The 22,751-nt window shown below is 57.2% G+C and carries 17 protein-coding genes; 7 read left to right on the top strand and 10 right to left on the bottom strand.

Translation table 11 applies throughout. From position 1 onward, the window contains the following. The first annotated feature begins 122 nt into the window (after positions 1-122). From ACN0RV_RS07800 to ACN0RV_RS07790, 3 genes are read left to right on the top strand one after another with little or no spacing between them, the layout of a single operon-like run. On the top strand, positions 123-779 hold the full coding sequence (locus ACN0RV_RS07800) for an ABC transporter ATP-binding protein (protein WP_417347071.1): 657 nt from the start codon (positions 123-125) through the stop codon (positions 777-779). Next, positions 772-3,186, top strand: coding sequence for an FtsX-like permease family protein (locus tag ACN0RV_RS07795; protein ID WP_417347070.1), 2,415 nt, complete (start codon positions 772-774; stop codon positions 3,184-3,186). Before ACN0RV_RS07800 ends, ACN0RV_RS07795 begins: the two co-directional genes overlap by 8 nt. Continuing rightward, positions 3,186-4,244 (top strand): lipocalin-like domain-containing protein, encoded by a 1,059-nt coding sequence (locus ACN0RV_RS07790; protein ID WP_417347069.1) that lies wholly within the window; start codon positions 3,186-3,188, stop codon positions 4,242-4,244. Before ACN0RV_RS07795 ends, ACN0RV_RS07790 begins: the two co-directional genes overlap by 1 nt. Positions 4,245-4,275: 31 nt before the next feature. Here ACN0RV_RS07790 and ACN0RV_RS07785 read toward each other — a convergent pair whose 3' ends face one another. The 3 genes from ACN0RV_RS07785 to ACN0RV_RS07775 form a co-directional block, all read right to left on the bottom strand. Continuing rightward, positions 4,276-4,740 carry a group I truncated hemoglobin gene (locus ACN0RV_RS07785; protein WP_417347068.1) on the bottom strand — a complete coding sequence of 155 codons (465 nt, stop codon included), beginning with the start codon at positions 4,738-4,740 and terminating at the stop codon, positions 4,276-4,278. Positions 4,741-4,890: 150 nt separating this feature from the next. Next, entirely contained in the window at positions 4,891-6,882 is a 1,992-nt protein-coding gene (locus ACN0RV_RS07780; RefSeq protein ID WP_417347067.1) for an alpha/beta hydrolase family protein, read from the bottom strand. After that, on the bottom strand, positions 6,879-7,421 hold the full coding sequence (locus ACN0RV_RS07775; RefSeq protein WP_417347066.1) for a hypothetical protein: 543 nt from the start codon (positions 7,419-7,421) through the stop codon (positions 6,879-6,881). Before ACN0RV_RS07775 ends, ACN0RV_RS07780 begins: the two co-directional genes overlap by 4 nt. A gap of 850 nt (positions 7,422-8,271) precedes the next feature. Between ACN0RV_RS07775 and ACN0RV_RS07770 the strand changes: the two genes are divergently transcribed. Further along, positions 8,272-10,005, top strand: a complete 1,734-nt coding sequence (locus ACN0RV_RS07770; protein WP_417347065.1) for an ABC-F family ATP-binding cassette domain-containing protein — start codon at positions 8,272-8,274, stop codon at positions 10,003-10,005. Here the strand turns inward: ACN0RV_RS07770 and ACN0RV_RS07765 are convergent. The 7 genes from ACN0RV_RS07765 to ACN0RV_RS07735 form a co-directional block, all read right to left on the bottom strand. After that, the gene (locus tag ACN0RV_RS07765; RefSeq protein ID WP_417347064.1) at positions 10,002-10,727 is read right to left on the bottom strand and encodes a tyrosine-protein phosphatase; all 726 of its coding nucleotides are present in this window, start codon (positions 10,725-10,727) and stop codon (positions 10,002-10,004) included. The genes ACN0RV_RS07770 and ACN0RV_RS07765 overlap by 4 nt on opposite strands. After that, complete coding sequence (locus ACN0RV_RS07760; RefSeq protein WP_417347063.1) at positions 10,724-12,958, bottom strand: GumC family protein; 2,235 nt, start codon at positions 12,956-12,958, stop codon at positions 10,724-10,726. The genes ACN0RV_RS07765 and ACN0RV_RS07760 overlap by 4 nt, the downstream gene beginning before the upstream one ends. Positions 12,959-12,969: 11 nt before the next feature. After that, positions 12,970-13,518 (bottom strand): polysaccharide biosynthesis/export family protein, encoded by a 549-nt coding sequence (locus ACN0RV_RS07755; RefSeq protein ID WP_417347062.1) that lies wholly within the window; start codon positions 13,516-13,518, stop codon positions 12,970-12,972. Further along, a complete protein-coding gene (locus ACN0RV_RS07750; RefSeq protein ID WP_417347061.1) occupies positions 13,475-14,668 on the bottom strand; it encodes an outer membrane beta-barrel protein in 1,194 nt (397 codons plus the stop codon). Before ACN0RV_RS07750 ends, ACN0RV_RS07755 begins: the two co-directional genes overlap by 44 nt. 16 nt (positions 14,669-14,684) lie before the next feature. Beyond that, a complete protein-coding gene (locus ACN0RV_RS07745; RefSeq protein WP_417347060.1) occupies positions 14,685-16,049 on the bottom strand; it encodes an undecaprenyl-phosphate glucose phosphotransferase in 1,365 nt (454 codons plus the stop codon). Between the two features lie 247 nt (positions 16,050-16,296). Then, positions 16,297-17,685 carry a phosphomannomutase CpsG gene (locus ACN0RV_RS07740; protein ID WP_417347059.1) on the bottom strand — a complete coding sequence of 463 codons (1,389 nt, stop codon included), beginning with the start codon at positions 17,683-17,685 and terminating at the stop codon, positions 16,297-16,299. 3 nt (positions 17,686-17,688) lie between these two features. Continuing rightward, complete coding sequence (locus ACN0RV_RS07735; RefSeq protein ID WP_417347058.1) at positions 17,689-19,089, bottom strand: mannose-1-phosphate guanylyltransferase/mannose-6-phosphate isomerase; 1,401 nt, start codon at positions 19,087-19,089, stop codon at positions 17,689-17,691. A 195-nt stretch (positions 19,090-19,284) separates the two neighbouring features. On the opposite strand from ACN0RV_RS07735, the gene ACN0RV_RS07730 reads away from it, so the two are divergent. Genes ACN0RV_RS07730 through ACN0RV_RS07720 form a run of 3 tightly spaced genes read left to right on the top strand, consistent with a single transcriptional unit; the run spans position 19,285 to position 22,743 of the window. Then, positions 19,285-20,538, top strand: a complete 1,254-nt coding sequence (locus tag ACN0RV_RS07730) for a lipopolysaccharide biosynthesis protein (RefSeq protein WP_417347057.1) — start codon at positions 19,285-19,287, stop codon at positions 20,536-20,538. Then, the gene (locus tag ACN0RV_RS07725; protein WP_417347056.1) at positions 20,528-21,844 is read left to right on the top strand and encodes an O-antigen ligase family protein; all 1,317 of its coding nucleotides are present in this window, start codon (positions 20,528-20,530) and stop codon (positions 21,842-21,844) included. The genes ACN0RV_RS07730 and ACN0RV_RS07725 overlap by 11 nt, the downstream gene beginning before the upstream one ends. Then, entirely contained in the window at positions 21,841-22,743 is a 903-nt protein-coding gene (locus tag ACN0RV_RS07720; RefSeq protein WP_417347055.1) for a glycosyltransferase family 2 protein, read from the top strand. The genes ACN0RV_RS07725 and ACN0RV_RS07720 overlap by 4 nt, the downstream gene beginning before the upstream one ends. Positions 22,744-22,751: the final 8 nt, after the last annotated feature.

The raw sequence follows: 22,751 nt of genomic DNA, 5'->3' as shown, positions 1-22,751 counted from the left end.
CATTGGGTCACCTAAAAAAACAAAAAGCCGGTGCGGATCCAAAGTGATACCTGCTGCGTACTACTTGTTCGAAACAACTGATTCCCTGCTATATTTTACTAACTAGCTGTACGGGAGGCCCGATGATTAGCGTCAAGGATGTGGATCTTTTCAGAACTCAGGGGCGGGCCAAACGGCAGATTTTGCGCCATTGCAGCCTTGAACTGGACGCGGGTCAACAACTGGCCATCATGGGTGAGTCGGGCGCAGGCAAGTCCACCCTGCTGCATCTGATTGCCGGGCTGGAGCGCCCCGACGGCGGCAGTATCCAGGTCAATGGTTACCATGTGGAGCAACTGGACGCTGACCAGCTTCCCCTCTATCGCCGTCGCATCGGTTTGGTGTTCCAGCAGTTCAACCTACTGCCCACCCTGACGGTAGGCGACAACATTCTGTTTCAGCACCGTCTCAACAAGCTCACCAACCCCGAAGAGGTGATGGATACCCTGGTGGCCCCCCTGGGGCTCTCCCCTCTTTGGAAACTCTACCCCGACCAGCTTTCCGGCGGCGAGCAGCAACGGGTCGCCATCGCCCGGGCCCTGGCTCACCACCCGCCGCTTATCCTGGCCGATGAGCCCACGGGCAACCTGGACGAAGCCACCGGCGATGAAGTAATGGAGATCTTTACCCGTCTGTCCAAAGCCCTGAATCAGACGCTGATTCTGGTCACCCACAGCCCCAGGGTCGCCTCCAGGCTCGGACAGACCCTCCACCTCAGGCAGGGGCAACTCCATGATTGAGTGGCGCTTGGCGGTCGTCACCCTGCTGGCCCATTACCGGCGTCACCCCTGGCAACTGCTGTTTCTGCTGCTGGGTATGGTGCTGGGAGCCAGCTTGCTGGTGGGAGTGGAAACCATCAATCAGGAAGCCAGGGCACGCTATGCCGCCAGTGAAGTCCAGGCCTCCCGTGGGGAAGGCTGGCAGATTCAGCCCCATCAACGAGAGGGGTTTCTCGACCAGGCACTTTGGATTGAGTTAAGGCGCTCCGGCATCGATGCCACCCCCGTTTTGGACATGCGCCTGGTGGATGCTCAGGACAGGCCACTGCTGGTTCGGGGAGTCGATCCCCTTGCCTACGTCAGTCAGTTGGGCCGCCCCACCGGCAGCACTCAGGCCCGGGCCTGGGTGGACACCCGCGTCGCCGCCTCCTTCGGCTGGCAAGATGGCGACAGCCTGGCATTCAAGGAGGGACATGCCCTGGGCCCGCTGCAGCTGATTGATGATCTCGGACCCTGGATTCATACCGACATTGCCACCCTGTCAGACCTGGCCCAGAGCGGCACCCGACTGAGTTACCTGAACCTGCCGGCCCTGTCCGAGGCCCAACTGGACAGCCTTCGCCAGTCTCTGCCAACACAGGCCAGGCTGATGTCACAGGGGGAGTCGACTCAGTTCGGCCAACTCTCCGCCTCCTTCCATCTCAATCTGACCGCCCTGGCCCTGATGGCCTTGGCGGTCTCCCTGTTTCTGGCCTTCAATGCGCTGAGATTCAGCCTGACCCAGAGAAGCGGCTTGATGGCCCAGCTTCGAAGCCTGGGCATAGGTCAACCAGCCTTGATCAAAGCGGTGATCACCGAACTGGTGCTGGTGGGCATGATGGCCATTCCCATCAGTGCCCTGGCAGGCAGTCAGTTTGCCCGAGCCTGGATGCCTCAGGTGCAGATGACCCTTTCCTCCCTGTATGGGTTCAATGGCCTGCTGAGTGTTCAGAATCTGCTGCTTCCCCTGGGGCTGGCCACTCTGGTGATCCTCGGTGCCATCGCCATGGTGTTGGGCTCTCTGATGCTGGACCCCAGAGTGGCGTTGTCTCTGGGATTTCGCTCACGTCAGCAGCGGCAACAGACTCAAAGCCTTGCATTGCTGATACTGGGTCTGGTGTTGCTCTTGCTGGTCGCCTTCGGTGCCACACAAGTTGCCACCACCGGCATGGCTCTGGCCCTGTGCGGCCTGCTGCTTCTGGCTGGCGCCGCCATCACACCGCAATGGCTGCAGCTGTGCTGCCGGGCCATTGGTGGTTTCAGGCTGAAATCGGCCCTGGGCCAATGGGCCCTGACCGACCTGGATGAGCAGCAGCGTACCACCAGAGTGGCGATGATTGCGGTGATGCTGGCCCTGGCGGCCGCAGTGGGGATGAGGATGGTGGTGGGCAGCTTCGAACTGGCTCTGGAGGGCTATCTGAAGCAGAGGATCAGTGCGGACCTTTACGTGAGGACCGGCGGGGATGACGATGCCCTGTGGCAATCTCGCCTGAGCACTCTGCCCGGCATAGAGACCATCACTCCGTTTCGACACCAACGCGCCAGCATCCACGGCGAGCCCGGCAGCATCGCCAGCCTGGGCAGCAGTGTCAAACACTACCAGCACCTGCCGATTAAGGTCGCAGAACAGGACTGGCACAAGACACTGTTCGACGGCGGCTGCCTGATCAACGAACGCACCCAACTGATGGCCGACCTGACCTTGGGACAGAGCATCCCCATCGGCGATACGGGCCAACCTGAGTTCAGCTGTACCCTGGTCGGCGTCTACTACGACTACGGCAATCTTAAAGCTCAGGCGTTCATCAGCCCCAGGCTGATGCAGGAAAAGCTTGGCGAGGTGCCTCTGGCAGGCTACAGCCTGGAGGTCTCCGAAGCGACCCGCCAGCAGGTCTACCAGACACTGCTTCAATGGTTGTCGCCAGCGCAGATTATCCAGAGGGAGCGGATCCGCAATCTGGCCACCGCCATGTTCCACCAAACTTTTGCGGTAACCACCGCACTGAACATCCTCACCCTGCTGGTGGCCGCAGTGGGTCTGTTTGCTTCCCTCTCCTCGGTTGAACATCACAGGCTGAGTCAGTTGGCCACCTTGTTGGCTCTGGGGATCACCCGTAAACAGCTGCTGCTGGCGCAGCTGGCACAACTGGGCGTCATCGCCCTGTTTGCCCTGATCCTGGCACTGCCTCTGGGGATGGCGCTGGGACACCTGCTGCTGGACCTGGTGAACCGGGTGGCCTTTGGCTGGACCATGCCGGTTCACTACCTGATGGAGGACTGGCCGTCGCTGCTGGGCAGCCTGCTGCTGGCCCTGCTGCTCTCCGCCCTGTGGCCATTATGGCGCCTGTCCAAGGCACCGGTCAGCCAACTGATGAAGGGAGGCTCCTGATGCGTTGGATTCCACTTATTTTGCTGGTCTGCGCCTGCACGCCCAAACCGGAGACAGAGCACACCCAGGGGGTGACCTGGCAGCAGAATGTTGCCGAGGGCGCCGCCAAGGTGACCCTGGGCACGGCCATAGAGTTTCCCCAAGATCACGGGGCACACCCTGAGTACGGGCTGGAGTGGTGGTACCTCACCGCCAACCTGGAAGACGAACAAGGAAAACCGGTGGCACTGCAGTGGACCCTGTTCCGCAGCCGCATGGGCAAGCCCAGGGACAACCCCTGGGATGATGGCCAGCTGTGGTTCGCTCATCTGGCCATAGAAGCGGACGGCGAACACCATGCCCTGGAGCGCTGGGCCAGAGGCGGCAGCGGTCAGGCCGGGGTTATCTCCCACCCCTTCAATGCCTGGATCGACCAGTGGCAACTGACCGGTACCGAGGAGGGGTTTCTGCCCCTGACCCTGACCGCCAACAGCGAGTTGGGGGAGCTCACTCTGCTCCTCGGCGACAGCCCCATCATCAAGCACGGGGTGAACGGTTTCAGCCAGAAAACCCCGGATCCGGAGCACGCCTCCTTCTACTACAGCCTGCCCCACCTGAAAGCCTCGGGTACCCTGACCCAGGAGAACAATGCCCCACGTAAACTCAGCGGTCTGGCCTGGATGGACAGGGAGTGGTCCAGTGAGCTGATGGACACAGAGTACCTGGGCTGGGACTGGGTGTCTCTGCACCTGGAGGATGGCCGTGCCCTGATGCTGTTTCGCATGCGCAGCCGCAAGGACAACCACTACTTTTCCGGCAGCATCATCGATCCCGACGGCCGGGTCACCCCAATTCAGAATGGAGAGATTAAGTGGCAGGAGCTGGACAAGGTTAATCTGGACGGCGCCACCTACCCGGTCGCCTGGCAACTGGAGATCCCCAACCATAACCTGTCCGGTAGCATTCAGACCCTGAGCCGGGATCAGCGCAACAAGCTGTCCATTCCCTACTGGGAGGGACCGGTCACTGCCGAGGGCAACATTCAGGGGAAGGGTTTTATTGAGATGACCGGCTATTAACAGGGGGAGAAGATCCCTCCCCCCGGAACCATTACTTAGCTGATACGACGATGTCGGCCTTGGTGGACTCCATGATCGCCATCAGTTCGCTGACCTCCTGCTTGGGCACCTGGTGCTTTGCCAGAATCTGATCAAAAATCGCCATCATCCGCTGCCACTCCACCTCCTGAATATTCAGGTGGGCATGGGCCTGATGCATGTCTCGCCCATGATACTGACAGGGGCCACCGGTCACCTGACACATCATCGCCGTCACCTGGTATTTCAGGTAAGGGGCGGGGACTGCCGTACGCGCCGCATCGATGGCTGGATTGCTGTTCAGCACCGGATCCGGCCCCAAGGCGTCGATAAAGTCACTGACCACCACAGAGATGGGGGCCAGCCCGCCCAGGCGATCAAACAGAGAGGGAGGCTCAGCCCTAGCGGCCAGGGAACAGAGACTGAGTAGTAGAAATATGGCTAGTAGCTTAACTTTGTGCAGAGTGTCGACCATCATGCTGTCCTCTTCAGTAAATACTGCGAACAGGGTCGGCATAAAAGCTTAGCGTGCCAGCCCTATACTGCCACCAAAGGGAACGAGGACATTGTAAGTTGATATGAAGATTATCGGCGGCTCCTGCAAACCTTCCTGTCTTACTTCCCAGAATTACTCCTCCATCAAGAAGGAAAGCCCCAACTGCTCCCGAAAGAACTCATCCAGTTCAACGTAGAACGTCGATTTGTTACTTAGCTTACTGAATCCATGCCCCTCTTGCGGGAAGAACCTGTTGTCATACTCCTTACCGTAGAGATTCAGCATCTTAATCATTCGATTGAAATGCTCGACATCCACTATGGGATCAACACCGCCTTGAGCAATAAACACCGGTACAGTCAAATCCTTGGCCCGATACACCGGCGAATACGCCATCATGTTATCCAGTTGCGTATTGGGGTCGCCCAGGGCATCGAGAAGGAACTGCTCCCCTCTCTTCGAATTGGCGGAACCATCGGTAAACAACAGTGGCAGATCCATCACCCCGGCAAAGGAGGCCGCGCACTTATACAGATCTGGCCGGTGAATCGCGGAGATCATGGCCGAATACCCTCCATAACTCGCCCCATAGATACAGATCCGCTCTGGATTCACCACCCGCCGGTCAACAACAACCTTTACCGCAGATTCGATGTCCGCTTCAATCAGTCGTCCCCATTGACCAAAACCACCCAGTTCGAAGGTTTTTCCAAATCCTGAAGAGCCGCGATAGTTGGAACGCAGCACTGCGTACCCCTGGGACGCCAGGAACTGAACATCCGCATCATAATGACGCGTATCTCGAATGGAGATGGGGCCTCCGTGAGGCATCACAATCAGCGGCGGCAACACCCCTGCTTTTGGCACAGGCAGAGTCAGGTAAGACTCAATCTTCAAACCATCGCTGGATTCCGAGGTGATGAGCCGGCTCTGCTGAAGTTCAATCCCATCCAGCCAGGGCGCCACCGAAGCAAACTTGGTTAACTCCCTCTTAGCGGCTCGGAACAGGTGATAAGTGCCGGCATCGGTGGAACTCGACGTTCGAATGATGGCCGTATCCTGATTGATGCTGTAATCGATGAGATAAGGTGACGCCCCGGGCATTACATCTCTTAAGGATTTATCGAACGACTCCAGGGCATCGTCGAAGTAAACAATCTGCACCACACCGTCTTGAATAAACTGAACACCCAGAATCTCCTTCTCGGGTCCCAGAACGGCTCCGGTGACATCAAAACCGATGTTACCGTACATTCTCTCAAGGTAATTCTGGTTTTCCGGGTCGTATCGGTACAGGCTGCTGTGATCGTCATGCTCATTGGAGATCACATAGATGGATTTGCCATCAGCACTGACTGACACTGGCGCAAACTCTACCTCCTCAGCCCCCTGCCAAAACAAAGCCCATTCATCAGCACCCGGCTTCAAGTACCAGGCCTTTTTCAATTTCGTTTTGGCATCAAACCCCACGGTGACAATCAGGTTGCCATAGTCATCGGTCAACCAGCGGCTGCCGTCAGGCGCTTTCTTATTCAGCCTTTTTCTAAACTTCAGCTGTTTGGTAAAGTTCTTCTCTAAAGTTCTTACTTTAAAGGGGGCAAACTCATCTTTCTTCTTGTAGGCAACAACGATGGCGTCTTTCTGCTTCTTTACAGAATCTACCAGATAAGCATTATCCAACAATTTGCGTGTTTTAACCGACACAACATTGCCATCATCGACCACCATATCTGTAATAATCAAGCCCCAGCCTATTTTGCTGGAATACCCTTCGAAGATAATGGAGTCATTATCGATCCAGGTGAAATTCGTCAGGTTCAGTGAACTGCTGCGCTTATTGGTCAGAATGATTTTGCTCTCAAATGTATCGACATTAAGAACCACATACTGAACTATGTCGCCACTATACCGCTTGTAGACCACTAGGTGTCCGTCCGGCGACACCCTGGGACTGGTAGCATCCGGCGCCTTGAAGAACAGCTCTGCAATCTCCCGCCTGCGTTCCTTAACCGGTTTCCACTCCTTTTCCCCTTCATTGTCCCCAGAACCTGCACCGTTTGCCGCAAAAGGTAAAAGCAGTGAGGCCCACCCGAGCGCCATAAAAGTCAGCAATAGATTTTTCATCGCATTTCCACCTTATTGCGCTCTGACTCATAAAACTCCATAAAGGGATCAGGGTATCTACCTCTGTAACGCAGGTCATATTGCTCCAGCAGGTCCTCACAACAGCTTTCAAGTTCATCAAGAACTGCTGAGATGCGGTTGACATATTGGAAGCGAAATCTAGTGTAGCTGGGTGAGTAGATGAAAAAGTGACCGCCGTAATTTATACTCCCCGCACTTACATCTACAGTAAAATCCGACTCATCAAACTTAATATAGTAACGATTATCAAGCTTAATCTTGCTATAACTGTATTTTCCTTCCTTTAATTTAATCAGGCGTATATTTTCCCCGTACTCCAAGTCTTCGATAACTTCGCTGTCACCAAAGAAGTCCACACTGTGTAGGGATACCGACTTTATTGATTTCCATGGCGTGTGAATCACAACAAACACATAGCCCTCCCCCTCCTCCAGAGGCGGAGGGGCGTCTAACGACCAACAAAATGAAGAAAAAAATATCGAGGTAAATGCAGCAACGATAGCTGTCCATGTTTTCATTCAAGCATCCCTGTAAAGACTATTTCTTTGAGTCAAAACCACGACTGCGCTGCCATAAATGCACTGAGGAAGGAGACTCAGGGAACCAAAAAAGAGGCAGTGGTGACTCTACGTTAGCGAACGCTTACGCATATGTTTTTGAATATAAGGGAGTTTGCATTATTGCGAACCATGCATCAGGCACGGCTCCGCCAAAGCTATGCAGCCCAATCTCAAATACACGATTAGATTTGACTAGATAATCTACAGCAACAGACAGGCAAGTGAGAAGGCCATGCATCTCACTCTTTGAATTTGTTAGTTAAATTGGATTCACCTCTGCCCGGTGTACTCGCCCAACACGATTCCAGCCCTGTGGCTTATGCCTTGGGTATTACCAGCCATGAGACATCCAGCAACATTGAGGAAAAGGGCTTGAAAACCCTAGCCAGCTTCTTTCACTAACCAGGCTACGCTGGTGCAGCAAACCAGAGAGATTCCCGCCGGCAAGCCTGGCGCTGGCAATCCACATCTATGGCGGATGGCCGTCATGGGTAAAACACCGCCGCCGATCAAACCTTGGTATAAATTTGCGCCACAGGGCAGGCGGATTGCCTGAATCGCCGGTTGCCGATAGACTGGCTCTTCCATTCACCAACAAAGGAGCCCCAAGATGAAAAACGGCGAAATCGCTTTTGCCTATTTCTTTGGTAATCCAAACGCTCAAGACCGTTTTATCGCGCTGCGATAACCGAGCTTGAGCAAAATCCAGATTAAACACCACTAGAGCATTTCCCTCTGGCTAGTTCGGTTGTTGTCAGCATTGTGTTTGACAACGGGCACTGTTGTGCCTGCAAATCGAGAACTAGTAATGACCACTCTTTTAACCACTCACTCTCTTACGCTTCGCCCAGACAACCAGAGCTTGCTGGACGCGGCCAACATCACCCTAAAGCAAGGGGATCGCATCGGCCTTATTGGCTTTAACGGCTGCGGCAAAAGCTCCCTGTTGTCCGCTTTGGCACACCACTGCCAACCGGCGGCGGGTACCGTCACCCATGCCAATGGCTGCGTTATCGCCTACGTCGAGCAGCGACTACCTGGCAGGTTTAATGAAGTGCCACTGACTGAGGTTCTGCTTGAGCTGTTGCCATCGGGTCAACGTGAAGAACATCTGTGGCTGGCCGAGAGCCTTTTGGCCAAGGTTGGATTCCAGGCCTCACAATACCAGCAATGTGTCAGCAGCCTAAGCGGCGGCGAACACACTCGTCTGATGCTGGCGCGAGCATTGATGCAGCAGCCTGACCTCATGCTGTTGGATGAACCCAGTAACCACCTCGATCTGCCCACCACCTTATGGCTGGAACAGTTCTTACAAGGATGGAAAGGAAGCTTCGTCCTGGTTTCTCACGACCGACGCTTACTCGATTGCGTGACCAATTGCAGTTGGATCATGCGTGATAAGCAACTGCACCAGTACCAGCTCCCTTGCACCGAAGCTCTCGCCGAGTTTGAGCAGCAAGCGGTAGCCGCTGAGAAAGCCCGCCTCAATCAACAGCGCGAGATAACGCGAATCGAAGCCAGTGCAGCGCAGAAAGCCCAATGGGGCAAGGTATACGACAATGAAGACTTTGCCCGCAAGGCAAAGCACATGTTTAAGCGCGCCGATCGCATCAAGCAGGAACTGACGGACAAACCGCAGACCGCCCCCTGGTCGATTGAACTGCAAACCCAACCCTTGGCGGCTGATCGGCTTATGGAGCTGACCGAGTTTAATGTGGTGATACCCAATACCGAGAAGCCACTGTATGACATTGACAACCTGCGGGTGAAAAGCGGTGATCGCATCGCCATCATCGGAGCCAATGGCTGTGGCAAGTCTACCTTGCTGCAACAGCTTTGGTGCCAACACCAGGCCGGCGTCACCAGCAATGCTCTGACCTTTCATCCCCGTTGCACTCTGGGCTTCTATGATCAGGAGCAGCAGCAGCTTGATGACAACGAGACTTTACTGGCCGCCATAAGCCGCAGCGCTGACTTGCCTGAAGAGACTCTGAAGATGGCGCTGATCAAGGCGGGCTTTGATTACGGCAGTCACTCAAAGACGGTGAACAAGCTCAGTGGTGGCGAGCGTGCTCGGCTGCTGCTGGCTGGGCTGAATCTGGGGCACTACCCAATGTTGCTGCTTGATGAGCCCACCAACCACCTGGACCTGGATGGCAAGGCTCAGCTTGCTACCGTGCTCAGTCAAAACCTGGGGGCCATCGTCATGGTCAGCCACGATCGGGACTTTATCGAACACTGCTGCAACCGCTTCTGGCATATCGACGGTCAGACGCTTACCGAGGTCAACGCTCCTGAAGAGGCCTATCAGCGGCTACAGGCGTTGTCGTCAGTGACGGAAATGAGCGACACACCCGTGCTTTCGGCTGACTGCACTGAAACAAAGCCGGAGATGGATGAGGAGGCTTTGTTACAGAGACTGTGCCAATTGGAGCAACTGCTTGCCGATGACCTTGCTCGCAAGGACAGGCATCAGAAGCCGGCAAAACAGCAGCAGTGGCAGCAGCAGATCCGCCAGCTCTCTGAGCAACTGGGGCTTTAAAACCTCGATGCCACCAGAGCCCAGGGCCGGTCATGGGTCAAGGTGGTGACCAGCTCACTGCCCACCTGTTCGGTCAACAGCTTGAGCACATGTTCCACCCGGGTGGAGCGTTTGTCGATGCGGTGGGCATCACTGGCGAGGTAATGGTAAGCGTCTTTTCGCAGCAGTTCCCAGGAGACCTTTCTGATCTCTTCTCCGAAACTGCCTCCCAAGGCACTCAAGGTGCCTTGAAGCCAGGCTCCGGTGCCCTTCAGGGTCATCGCCAGGCTGGGATGGGCGATGATCTCCCGGTTGCGTTCAGGGTGGGCCACGACCGGCTGCACGCCCTGGCCTATCAGCCAGCGAAGCAATTGGTCGGTGCCGGCTGGCACATGGCTGTAGGGCATCTCCAGCAGCAGCACGGGTTTTCCATCCTGAGATTTTCCCAGCTTTGGCAAGGCTTTCCACGCGCCGCCAAGCAGCAGTTCCGGCGCCATACGCACCTCGGCCCCCAGGGCGACTTGCAGTGGGATATCCCTCTCTTTGAGGGTGCGTTTGAACTGCTGATAGTGGGGCGTCAGAGACTCCAAGGTATTGGGGTAGTGACGCAGATGAATGTGAGGGGTCAGTACCGAATGGGTGATCCCCTGCTCCACCGCCAACTTGGCCAAGGCCAGGGCCTCCTCCATATCCCGGGCACCGTCGTCTACGCCCGGCAACAAGTGGCAATGGAGGTCAATCATGACGCAGTACCCGTGCCGTAGTAGCTTTGATAACGCTTATAGGTGGCCAGATCCTTGGGCACTCCATTGAGCACCACTCCATCCACCCTGGCGTGAACGGAAAACAGTCTGCCAAGGGACTTGGAGATCAATTCCCGACGCGCCTTGCCGCACTTCACCACGTACACCACCGAATCGACCCTACGGGAGATCACCAGGGCATCGCTCACCACGTCCACCGGCGCCGTGTCCACCAAAATCCGGTCATAATGTCCTTTCAGTTTCTCCAGCAGGTTGTTGAACCCCTGAGACGCGATCAGCTCCAGGGGAGTGGACACCCGGGTGCCGGCCACCATTACATCCAACTCGGTGTCGGGCACCGTATAAATGCAATCATTGAGCTTATGGGTGCCGCTGAGCAGGTTCGATAGCCCAGGCTGATAGTTGGGCAGCCCCAGCATCTCACCTACCACCGGCTTCCTAAGGTCCGCTTCGATCAGCAACACCCGCTCCAGTTGGGACAGGGCCAGTGACAAGTTATAGGAACTGGTGGTTTTGCCCTCTCCCGGAACCGTCGAAGTCACGCACAGGGTTTTGGAGCCATCCTCCACATGGGTCAGCAGATAGCCGGTTCGCACCGTTCGCCACGCCTCGGAGAAACTGTGGGCATCTTTGGAAAAGAAGTGGTCGGCTTTGAGGCGCTTGCGGGTCTTCTGCTCCGGTATCACCCCCAGCAACTTGGCGGAGAGTTTACTCTCCACCTGATCACCGGCGGTGATGGTATCCGTCAGGGTGTTGTAGATAAGGGCAAAGGCGCAGGCAAACAGACCGGACATAAAGGCCACCATCACCACGATCATCTTCTTCTTGGGTTTGGAGGGATAGAGAGGCGGCTCAGCCCGGTCGGTAAACCTGGCGTGGGCGGCGTCAAAGTCGGCCACGGCGCCGGTCTCCTTCATGCGGTTCAGGAAGGTTTCATAGATTCGCCGGTTGGATTCCACTTCACGCTGCAACTCGCGATACTCCACCTCAACCCGGCTCTGCTCCTGGTACTGGGACTTGATCCCCCCAAGTCGACGTTCCAACGCCGCCGCGGCAGACACCAGCGCCTGGTATTCCTGCTCGATGCCCCGAACCAATTGACGAACCTGGGTGCGCATGTTGGATCGCACCTCAGTCAACTGCGCCTTGGCGGCGATCATCTTACTGTGCTTCGGGCCATAGCGGCGAGAGAGTTCGGCCACATTGGCGGACGCCGTCACCTCAGCCTGCTTCACCTGCTCAATCAGGGGATGACCGCTGATCTCCGCCAGCCCCTCCAGGCTGTCGATGTCATTCACCCCTTTCTGGCGCACCAAGTTCAGCAGCGAACGCGCCTCTTCCCGCTTCTGACGGGCAATGGCCAACTGCTCGGTCAGTTCGTTGATCTCCTTGGACGCGGTGCCTACTGAGCCATCCAACTCCAACAACCCCTCTTTCTCTCGAAACGCCTGGAGCTTCTCTTCGGAGTTGCGCAGCCCGACCAGCAACTCATCCAGACGTGAGCTGAGCCACTCGGAGGCCTTACGGGTCACCGCAAGTTTGGCTTCCAGATGGTTCTCGATATAGATCTCGCCCATGGTATTGGACACCAGCGCCGCCAGCTGAGGGCTATGGGCGAAAAAGCCGATGTCGACGAGCTGGGTCTGGGGAACCGGAGAGACCGACAGTCGCTGGGAAAACTCATTGAGCAGCAACACCTTTCGTGTCGCCAGTTTCTGAGCCTCGTTAACCGGATCGGGAGTTAAGTCAATGGGCAGCCAGGCAAACCAATCCCGAACCACCTCCATGGGGTCCTGGTTGGGAGCGGTGGGGATATAGCTGAGAATTTTTTCCTGCCAGGCGGGGCGCTCCGGCAGAATGAACTCCGGGTGCCTGACCAGTTCCAGGCGCTCCATTACTCGTTCAGCCAACTGACGGCTCTTGATGATCTCAAACTGGGTCTGTAGATACTCCTGTCGCGATGAGTCCAGGCCATACACATCCTCGATGGAGACCGCTTTGGCCTGCTCCGACTCAATCAGCAACCTGGACTTGGCCTTGTACATGGGCTCGATGTTCAACAGCACGGCAACGGCGATGGCGGTGACAAACATCGCAAACAGAATGATGCGACCCTTGAAGCGCCACAGCACCCTGAAGTACTGAGTCAGGTCAACATCACGCTCTGTAGCGAAGCTGTCCTTCTCCATCTGAATGGCCATGTTGGACATCGGCTCTCCCTTCAAAAGAAGCTGTCTTTGATGAGAATGGAATCATCGGGATAAACTGAGGTGGACATGGAGACCTTAATGCTTCTCTCGCTGCCACCGACCACACGGTTTATGGTCATATCCTTGGTGGAGGCCCGTTCGGTCAATCCTCCGGCCAGGGCCACCGCTCGCTCTACCGTCAGCCCCGGCTGGTAGGGGTAGCCGCCAGGGGCTTTTACCTCGCCGTAGATGTAGAACGGTCGGTACTCAAGAATGCTGACGTGGACACTGGGGTTGATCAGGTAGTCGCCCTTAAGCCCACCCACAATGCGGCTCTCCAGCTGTGCAACCGTCATCCCCTTAACCTTGATAACCCCGAGGTAGGGGTAGTTGATCACCCCGGATTCACCCAACCGGGTCTGCAGGGTAAGGTCATCCTCTCCATAGACGTGGATGGAGATGGTGTCACCGGAACTGAGCTGGTAATCGCCGGCGGCGGCCGCCGCCGGCAGACTCAGTAGCAGTGCAAACAGCGCACTACAGAGACAGGCGCACAGTCGCCAGGAACAGGTTCTTGTCATAGCTGAGCCTATCGATGTTGGAGCTCTGGTCCGCATAGCGGTACTCGAACTCGGTGGAGAGCCAACGCTTCCATACCAAGGTGGCTCCTAAGGTGGCTTCCCACAACTCATCGTCTCGATCAATGCCGGTGAAGCTCTCATCCAGATAGCGGATGGATGCCAGAGTAGAGAGGCGGCTGCGCCATTCATGTTTCCAGCGCAGGCCCAGACTGTTCTCCTCCACATAGTCACCCAGGGTATCCGGGTCCTTGGCACGGCTGCCCCCTTCCAGGGTAAAGGTGGAGTAGGTTCTGGGTTTCCAGTCCAGGGCGGCGCTCCAGGCAAAGCCGTCAAAATCCTCCCGGCTACTGGAGTCGAAGCTGCGGTCCTCGAAACCCAACTTGATGGTGCCCGATGTCTTGCTGGTGGCATCCCAGCGCAGACCCGCCAGGTACTTCTGATCGAAGCTGTCTCGTGAGGCCTCCCCAACGGCATTGCGGTCGTAGGTCTTATCCTCACCCACCCATTCAGCCAGCAGAGAGGTTCTCTGACTCAGGCGCCAGTAGACCGTGGCTCGCCCCATGACACTGTCGTAGTCACGGAACTGGGAGATGGTCTCAAGGTTGGTGTAATCCTTATCGTAATAGCCCAGCTCAAGGTCCAGGTTGAACTTGGCCGAGGGCACGCCAAAGCCGTAGATCACGCCCACATCGTGAACATCAAACTCCGCCACTTCGTTAAAGTTCTGACCGAAGCCTTCGGTTATGCCCAGGCCCCTGGCCTCGTGGTTGCGATAATAGGCGTAGTTGAAATCCAGCCTGTGGCGTCGAGTAAACTCATGATGGACGTCGATCTTGAACCTGTGGTCGGTGTAGTCATCTTCGCTGCTGTCTTCATAATTGGCGTCGGTGAGCAGGTAGCTGATCTGATAGCTCCGCACATCATTACCGGCATGAATCAGGAATTCAGGGCTCAGTTCCCAGAACCAGCTGTCGATGGCACCGGTGTTGGAGTGGGCGGTGTTGTCGTCATACCCCAGCCCCACGCCCACCTGAGGCATGAAGTTCCAGCCCCCTCCCATCTCTACGTTTGCAGGTTGGTAGTCATTCCCTAAAGCACTGAAGGGCAGTACTGCCGCAACAGCAACCAGCATAGGCCTGAGCGTTGTCATAGTCGTTTTCCTTTCCTTAGTAAGCGTTAGAGCCTGTAAAACCCTGAAACACGGTCCGTACCACGATCTTGATGTCCAGCCAGACCGACCAATCGCGTATGTAGGCCAGATCGAACTCCAGCCTTTTTTGCATCTTATCCAGTGTGTCCGTTTCCCCTCGCCAGCCATTCACCTGCGCCCAGCCGGTGATCCCCGGCTTCATATGGTGGCGCAGCATGTAGCCGTTGATCAGCGCACGATACTGCTCATTGTGGGCCACGGCGTGGGGCCTGGGGCCCACCACCGACATCTGCCCGCTGAGTACATTGAAAAACTGGGGCAGTTCATCCAGAGAGGTGCGTCGCAGAAAGCCTCCCAGCCGGGTCACCCTGGGGTCGTCCTTGGTGGCCTGTCGCACTTCAGGCCCATTGTCCATGGTGATCATGGAGCGAAACTTCCACACCTTAATTTTGCGGCCATCCAGGCCATACCTGTGTTGTTTGAACAGCACCGGTCCCGGCGAAGTCAGCTTGATGGCGACAGCGATGAGCAACATGGGCAGAGCCACTATGGCCAGAATCACCGTGGAGAGGAAAATGTCCTCCACCCGCTTCACCCAACTGGTCAGGTCATCCAGGGGGGAGTCATAGACGCTCAGCGACTGCACATCTCCCACCTCGTGCCAGCGAGCATGAAGCAGGTTGTACACAAAAAAGTCCGGAATGATGTGCACCGCCGCCGTGCTGTCGCCGCACATCATCAGAATCTCGGTAATCCTCTCCTCTGCCCTCATGGGCATGGCGATATAGAGCACATCCACCGCGTTGCTGCGCGCCAGCTTTATCGCCTGGTCCACATTGCCCAGCAGTATCGGCGGCCGCTCGCTCTCCTCCTGACCATCGACGCGCTCCGGGTCTCGATCATCGAAAAAGCCGATCATCCTGATCCCCAACTGAGGGTTCTCCTCCAGGCTTTTCGCCATGGCAACCCCGGAGCGGGTCAGCCCGATGATTGCCGCCGTCTGAGTATTAAAACCGCGACGCCTCAAGGTGAAGATCATCTGCCGGCACAGAACCCGGAAAGCGCCAAACACCAGCATGCCGATCACCGCCCAGGCGATCAGTACGGGGAGATCCATGGACAGCCTGGCGGGCATCAGATAACTGCACCCCAAAACGAACAGACCGGACAGCAGCCAGGCCGACCAGTTGGTCATCAGCAGCTCAATAAGCCGGGTTGAGCGCCATGAGCGATAGAGGGCCAGAGACTCGGCAAAGAAGGAAAATCCAAGAATGGCCAGAATGGAGGCCATCAGGGGATCGCTGAGCTGACGGCCTATCAGCTCCTGTGCCAGCAGCAGACTGAAGGGCACTATGCCAATGTCGACCAGCCGAAAGAGCACGGCAAACCCGTGGAAGCGAGAAAAGCTAAGACTCTTGTGTTGCGGTGACGCTGAATGCATATCCCCGAATTCCGCTTCAAAGTTATCCCGCAGGCGAAACGCCCATCGCTTCAGCTCATCCTTGAGGTACGACTCTGGTTACCCTATAAAGCGTAGACGAATATTTTCAGTAGAAACCAAGAGATTACAGGCAAGGATTCGGCCCGACGACTTGAGAGGCAAAGCCCGGGCCCCACAATTCAGGCACTCAGGGCCTGTCGTTCAGCAGGGCTGAAATCTCTTTTGTCTTGCGCCTCATCAGCTCGGCGTTGCCACGAGACTCCACATTCAGCCTGACCACAGGCTCTGTGTTGGAACTGCGCAGGTTGAATCGCCACGCCCCCTCAGGCAACTCGAAGCTCATGCTGATGCCATCGGTTTCATCCAGCTCCTGTGCCTCCTCCCGGTAGAACTGCACTACCCGGTTGATGGCTCGGGCCGGAGAGGCCAGCTTGAAGTTGATCTCCCCGGAGGAGGGGTAGGCGCGGATCTGTTCATCCACCATTTTTGACAACCCCTGACCACTGCGGCTCATCAGCTCACACACCAACAACCAGGGAATCATGCCGCTGTCGCAGTAGCCGAAATCACGGAAATAGTGATGGGCACTCATCTCACCCCCATACACCGCATCCTCGGCCCGCATCCGCTCCTTGATGAAGGCATGGCCGGTTTTGGTCTGTACCGGCGTCCCTCCGCTCTGCTGCACTATCTGCTGGGTATTCCAGATAAGCCTGGGATCGTGAATGATCTTTGCACCGGGATGATGGGACAGGAACGCCTGGGCCAGCAGCCCGACGATGTAGTACCCCTCAATGAAACGGCCCTGCTCATCGAACAGGAAGCAGCGGTCGAAGTCACCATCCCAGGCAATGCCCATCTGAGCGCCATGGGCCAGTACCGCTTCGCTGGTGGCGGCTCGGTTTTCCGGCAACAGGGGATTGGGGATGCCGTTGGGAAAGTGACCGTCTGGTTCATGGTGCACCTTGATAAAGGTCACCGGAATTCCCCCCCGCTCAAACACCTCTTCGATGGCATCCACCACATGTCCGGCCGCCCCGTTGCCGGCGTTCATTACCAGTGTCATCGGCTCCAGGGCGGTGATATCGATGTAACTGAGCAGGTGGTCTACATACTCATCCAAGGGGTTGCAGCACCTCAGGCGCCCCATATGGGCCGGATCCACTTCAGGAAACTCCCCGGTCTCCGCCAGACGCCGTACCTCATTGAGGCCGGTGTCTCCAGAGATGGGCTTGCTCTGCTCCCGCACCAGCTTCATGCCGTTGTAGTCCATGGGGTTGTGAGACGCGGTCACTTCGATGCCACCGTCCGCTTCCAGGTAACGGGTGGCAAAATACACCTCCTCGGTACCGACCATGCCGATGTCCACCACATCGCACCCCTCCTCCATCAGCCCCTTGGCCAGCGCCAGCTTGAGGCCGTCACTGCTCAGGCGCATATCGGCGCCCAGCACCACGGTCTGGGCATTCAGGTAACGGGCAAAAGCCCGGCCGATGCGCCAGGCGATGGTCTCATTGAGCTCCTCGCCCAGCCGGCCACGGATGTCGTAGGCTTTAAAGCAGGTTAACTTGTCCATAAGTCAGGTCCGTCCGTAGTTGTCCTCAAACCGCACTATGTCGTCCTCGCCCAGGTAGGCCCCAGACTGGACCTCAATCAGTTCCAAGGGCACCTTGCCCGGGTTCTCCAGAGCGTGCACCACCCCAACCGGGATGTAGGTGGACTCGTTCTCTGTCACCAGGAAGGTGCGCTCGCCATTGGTCACCTTGGCCGTTCCCCTGACCACCACCCAGTGCTCAGCCCTGTGATGGTGCATCTGCACACTCAGCTTGGCACCGGGTTTTACCGTGATGTGTTTAACCTGATACCGCTGACCATGATCGATAGAGTCATAGTTGCCCCAGGGCCGGAACACCTTGCGATGGCACACCACCTCGTTACGTCCCCGGGCCTTGAGATCCTCCACCAGATGCTTAACCTCCTGGGCACGATCGCGATGGGCCACCAACACCACATCCTGGGTATCCACCACCACCAGGTCCGCCACCCCGACGGCGGCCACCAGGCGATCCTGCCCCTGAATCAGGCAGTTTTCGCAATCGTGGGTCAGCACATCGCCCCTCAGTGAATTGCCCTGATCATCGTGGGGACGCACATCCCAGATGGCCGACCAGGCCCCCACATCATTCCAGCCCGCATCCAGGGGCACCATCACCGCATCCTCGGTATGCTCCATCACCGCATAATCGATGGAATCCTCCGGGCAGGCCTCAAAGGGTTCAGACGCCACCCGGATAAAGTCCAGATCCTGACTCAACTCCTGGGTTGCCTGGCGACAGGCATCGAGTATCGCCGGCCGGTGCCGACCCAGCTCCTGCAGGAAGCGGCTGGCCCGGAACAGAAACATGCCGCTGTTCCAGTAGTAGTCGCCGCTCTTGAGGTAAGCCTTAGCCCGAGCCGTGTCCGGCTTCTCCACAAACTCACTGACGGCAAAGCCCTGACCCCGGGCATCCCCCCGACGGATGTAGCCGTAGCCCGTATGAGGCGAGTCCGGCACCACCCCGAAGGTCACCAGGTTGCCCTCCTCAGCCAGGGGAATGGCAGCCTCCAGAGCCTGAGTAAAGGCATCCTGATCCTTGATGACATGATCTGCGGCCAGCACCAGCAACAGCGGGTCCTCCTGCTGATGCACCAGGGCTGCCAGGGTAAGGGCCGGGGCGGTGTTGCGCCCCACCGGCTCAAGCAGTATCCGCCCCAGGAGGTCGATGCCTCTGAGTTGCTCGGCAACAATAAAGCGGTGATCTTCGTTACAGATCACCGTTGGCGGCGAGACCTTGACGTCGGAGAGCCGAAGCAGGGTCTCCTGCAGCATGGAATGTTCGCCAGCCAGGGGAAGAAATTGCTTGGGAAACAGAGTCCGGGAAAGGGGCCAGAGACGGGTTCCGGCACCACCGGCCAGTACCACGGGAAGAAGTGTCGCCATAGTGCCTGCTCCATTGCTGATTTGTGCGCCAACACAGTGGGGCGCCATCGCTCCATGGGCTAAAGGATAGCAGTGGATCCTGGGGCCGCCCGGCAAGTGGCAGAAAGAGCGCAGGAAATTGAATCTGCGTCTAAGCTGAAAATCAGAGGCTTGCGCCGGCTTATTAGGAAGAGTGGCAATGCAACTGGAGGCAGGGTGAAATCCAAGGTAGTGGTGTCGGCCATCGACCAGGGACTGTTGAGCGCCTTCAACTTTGGACTTAACCTGGTTTTGATTAAGTTTTGGACCCCGGCCCTGTTCGGGGTTTACTCCATTCTGTTTACCCTGACCTTCGTCTTTATCAGCTTGCAGAATGCGCTGATCAACACCCCCTATTCGGTGCTGGTGCCGGCCCGGGAGAACCCGGCATCACTGAGGCAAACCCTCTCCTGGGGTAACGTCCTCTTCCTTATCGCACTCGCTGTAGGGTGCACCTTGCTGCAGATGGTGCCCGGGCTGAACCAATCTTACGTCTCCCCCGCCCTTGTCTCCCTGTTCTTCGTCATCCGGCTGCTGAGAGAGTACTTTCGCTGCCGCTGGTCTGCGGAACTGGAGCTGATGCCGGTCCTCTGGGCGGATCTGGCTTTTGTGCTGCTCTTTACCCTTGGGGCCGGCCTGCTCTGGTGGCAACTGGGCTGGGCAAACGTCTCTCTGACCCAACTGCTGTGGTTGCTGTGCATCAGCCAGTTGCTGAGCCTGGCTTACATGATGGCCAAAGAGCTTCCCCTGCTGCAGCCCTTGGGCTGGAGGCAGCTGGCCACACAGTATGCGCCGGTCTGGCAGCAGTCTCGCTGGTCTCTGGTGGGCGTATCCACCACCGAAATTCAGAACCGCGGCTACATCTTCGTGGTGGGCCTGCTGTTTGGTTCCACCATGGTGGGCTTTATCCAGGCCGGCCGGGTCTTCTTTGGACCACTGAACATCATCACCTCTGCCTGGACCCGGGTCGCCAAGCCGACACTGGCCCGCCTGAATGCCCAAGGGAAACAGGAAGCCTTTCAAAAACTGGTTCGGCAGGGGCTCATTGGCTTCCTGCTGTTTAACCTGCTGTTCAGTCTCGCCCTGTACCTGTTCTGGCCACTGCTGGATGCTTACCTGTTTTCCGACGACTACCGCAATGTCGGCTGGGTCACCCTGCAGTGGGCCATCGTCACCCTGCTGTTCCATCTGCGCGCCACCGGCAGTGCGGCCATTCAGGCTCAAAACCGCTTCAAGCCCCTGGCCAAGGCGACGCTGTGGGGTGCCCTCTTCTCCCTCTCCTCTCTGGTCCTGATCGGCCTTACCGGCGGAGGCGCCTGGGTGGTGGTGTCGGTGATCATTGGAGAAGCGGTGGCCTTTGGCTATGTGCTGAGACTATTACAAAGACCAAGACAGGAGCCCATAGCCCAAGGAGTCACCAATGATAATTAGGGGGCTGATAAGTTGGTTTGTGGGGCGAGACAGCCGGGTCTTCACTCAGAACAACCTCCTGGCAGTGTTGATCATCGCTCTGGTAACCGCCCTCTCCTTCGATGTGCTCACCCCTCAGCTGACCGCCGCGGTGGAACTGGAGGATCTCGAGGTGGGCGCCCACTCCGCCAGCACCTCGACGGGCAACCGATTCAATCAGCTGTTCTGGATAGGCCTGATGGGGATCTCCGTGTACGTCATCGCCCGTCAGCCACAGCGGTTCCAACAGATGCTGATGTCTCAATGGCCCCTGGTGATCATCGCCGCACTGGCGATGTTCAGCGTGCTCTGGGCACTGGCGCCGGGTATCGCCTTTCGCCGAACTGTGCTGCTGATCTTCGTCATGACCTCCATTTTCGTCGGAGTCTGCTACTTGCGAAGCCCCTACCTGTTGCCCCTGGTGATCTACCGAACCGGCACCCTGGCCCTGGGGCTGAACCTTGTGGCAGTGGGTCTGGGCAGCTTTGATATTGAGGGCTACTTCTACGGCATTCACGGCCATAAGAACGTGATGGGGGCGGTGGCACTCAAGGCCCTGTTCATCGGCATAGCGGTGCGCTTTTTTAACAAGGAGAGCATCAGCCGCTTCTACAACAACCTTTATCTGCTCCTCTGGTTTGGTCTGCTGTTGCTGTCCGTTTCCAAGACCTCCATAGGCCTGTTCTTTCTGGTGCCGGGCATGGTGTTTGGCGCACAGTCCCTGGCACGCACCTTCAAACTCAACCTGGGGCTGTTGATGCTGGTGCTGAGTACCCTGAGTGTGTTGACCGTGTTCGTACTGCTGGCCTGGAATGATTGGCACATCAAGCAGTTTCTCGCCCTGTTCATGTCTGATACCGGATTCACCGGGCGAGATTATATCTGGGCTTTTCTGCTGGAGCAGATCGACAAGCGCTGGCTGCTGGGCCACGGCTATGGCTCATTCTGGGGCATAGGGCTGAGTTCCCCCAACATCGTTCATGGGCGGGGCTTTCTGACCCTGCTCAATCAGGGGCACAACGGCTACCTGGACCTGCTCGCCAAGCTCGGGGTCATTGGCCTGTCCGTCTATCTGCTGGTTATCGTCCAATTTGCCCGCCAGTCCGGAGCCATAAAGGAGCAACACCCCGGACTCTTCATCCTCTGCTGGATCCTACTACTATTAACCCTGCTGCATAACATCACCGAGAGCAGCCTTTTAAGGGGAAGCCACTCCCTCTGGGTGATTCAACTTCTGATGCTGGCCCTGGTGGCCCGCCTCTATATGGACAAGGAGAGAACCCGATGACGGAGACCATCAGTGTCTGCTTGTGCACCTACAAACGTCCACAATTGCTGGAAACGCTGAGCAGTCTCCAGGCGCAAAAGCTGCCTCCCGGTGTGGCCATGGAGATCTCCATCGCCGACAACGATGCAGAGGGATCCGGCAAAGCGGTGGTTGATGCCTTTCGAAGAAGCACCACCTTTCGGGTCCACTATGAGATTCAACCGGAAAAGAACATCTGCTGCGCCCGCAACACCACGGTAAAGAACGCCAAAGGCGACTGGCTGGCCTTCATCGATGACGACGAAATCGCCGAACCCGACTGGTTGGCGTCCCTGCTTCAGTGTGCCCACTTCCATAACGCCGACGTGGTGCTGGGGGCGGTCCACATCGATTACCCGCCCCAGACGCCGAAGTGGATTCTCGACGGTGATTTCTTCAGGAAATACACGCCCCCCACAGGAACAGAGATGAGCGTCGGCTCCACCTGCAATGCCCTGGTCAGCCGCACGGTTCTGCCCGACCCCAAGGCCCCCTTCGACCCCCGTTTTGGCATCACCGGTGGCGGCGATACCGAATTTTTCAATCGCATGTACCGGCGGGGCGCCCGCCTCGTCAGCTGCAGGGAGGCGCTGGTGTCGGAGACCGTCGAGGAGAATCGGCTCAATAAGGACTATTTGATGAGGAAGGCAACGCGCATCGGGGAAACCTATGCGGTGATCTTCTTCTCGGCCCTGCCCCTACCCGCCAGAGTCTGGCACTGCAGCCGGGCCGCCGCTCAGGCCTGTGTGGCGGGCGCCCTCGCCTTGGTCTGCGGTCCACTGAGCAGCAGGCGAAGCTTTCGCTACCTGATGAAGATGCGTGCCAACTGGGGCAAGGTGCGATTCTTCTTTAACACCCCACCGGTTCAGATCTACAAGTAGGAGCCAGG

This window comes from Ferrimonas sp. (assembly GCF_048263965.1).
GTDB lineage: Bacteria > Pseudomonadota > Gammaproteobacteria > Enterobacterales > Shewanellaceae > Ferrimonas.
This window is presented reverse-complemented; position numbering and strand designations above follow the sequence as displayed.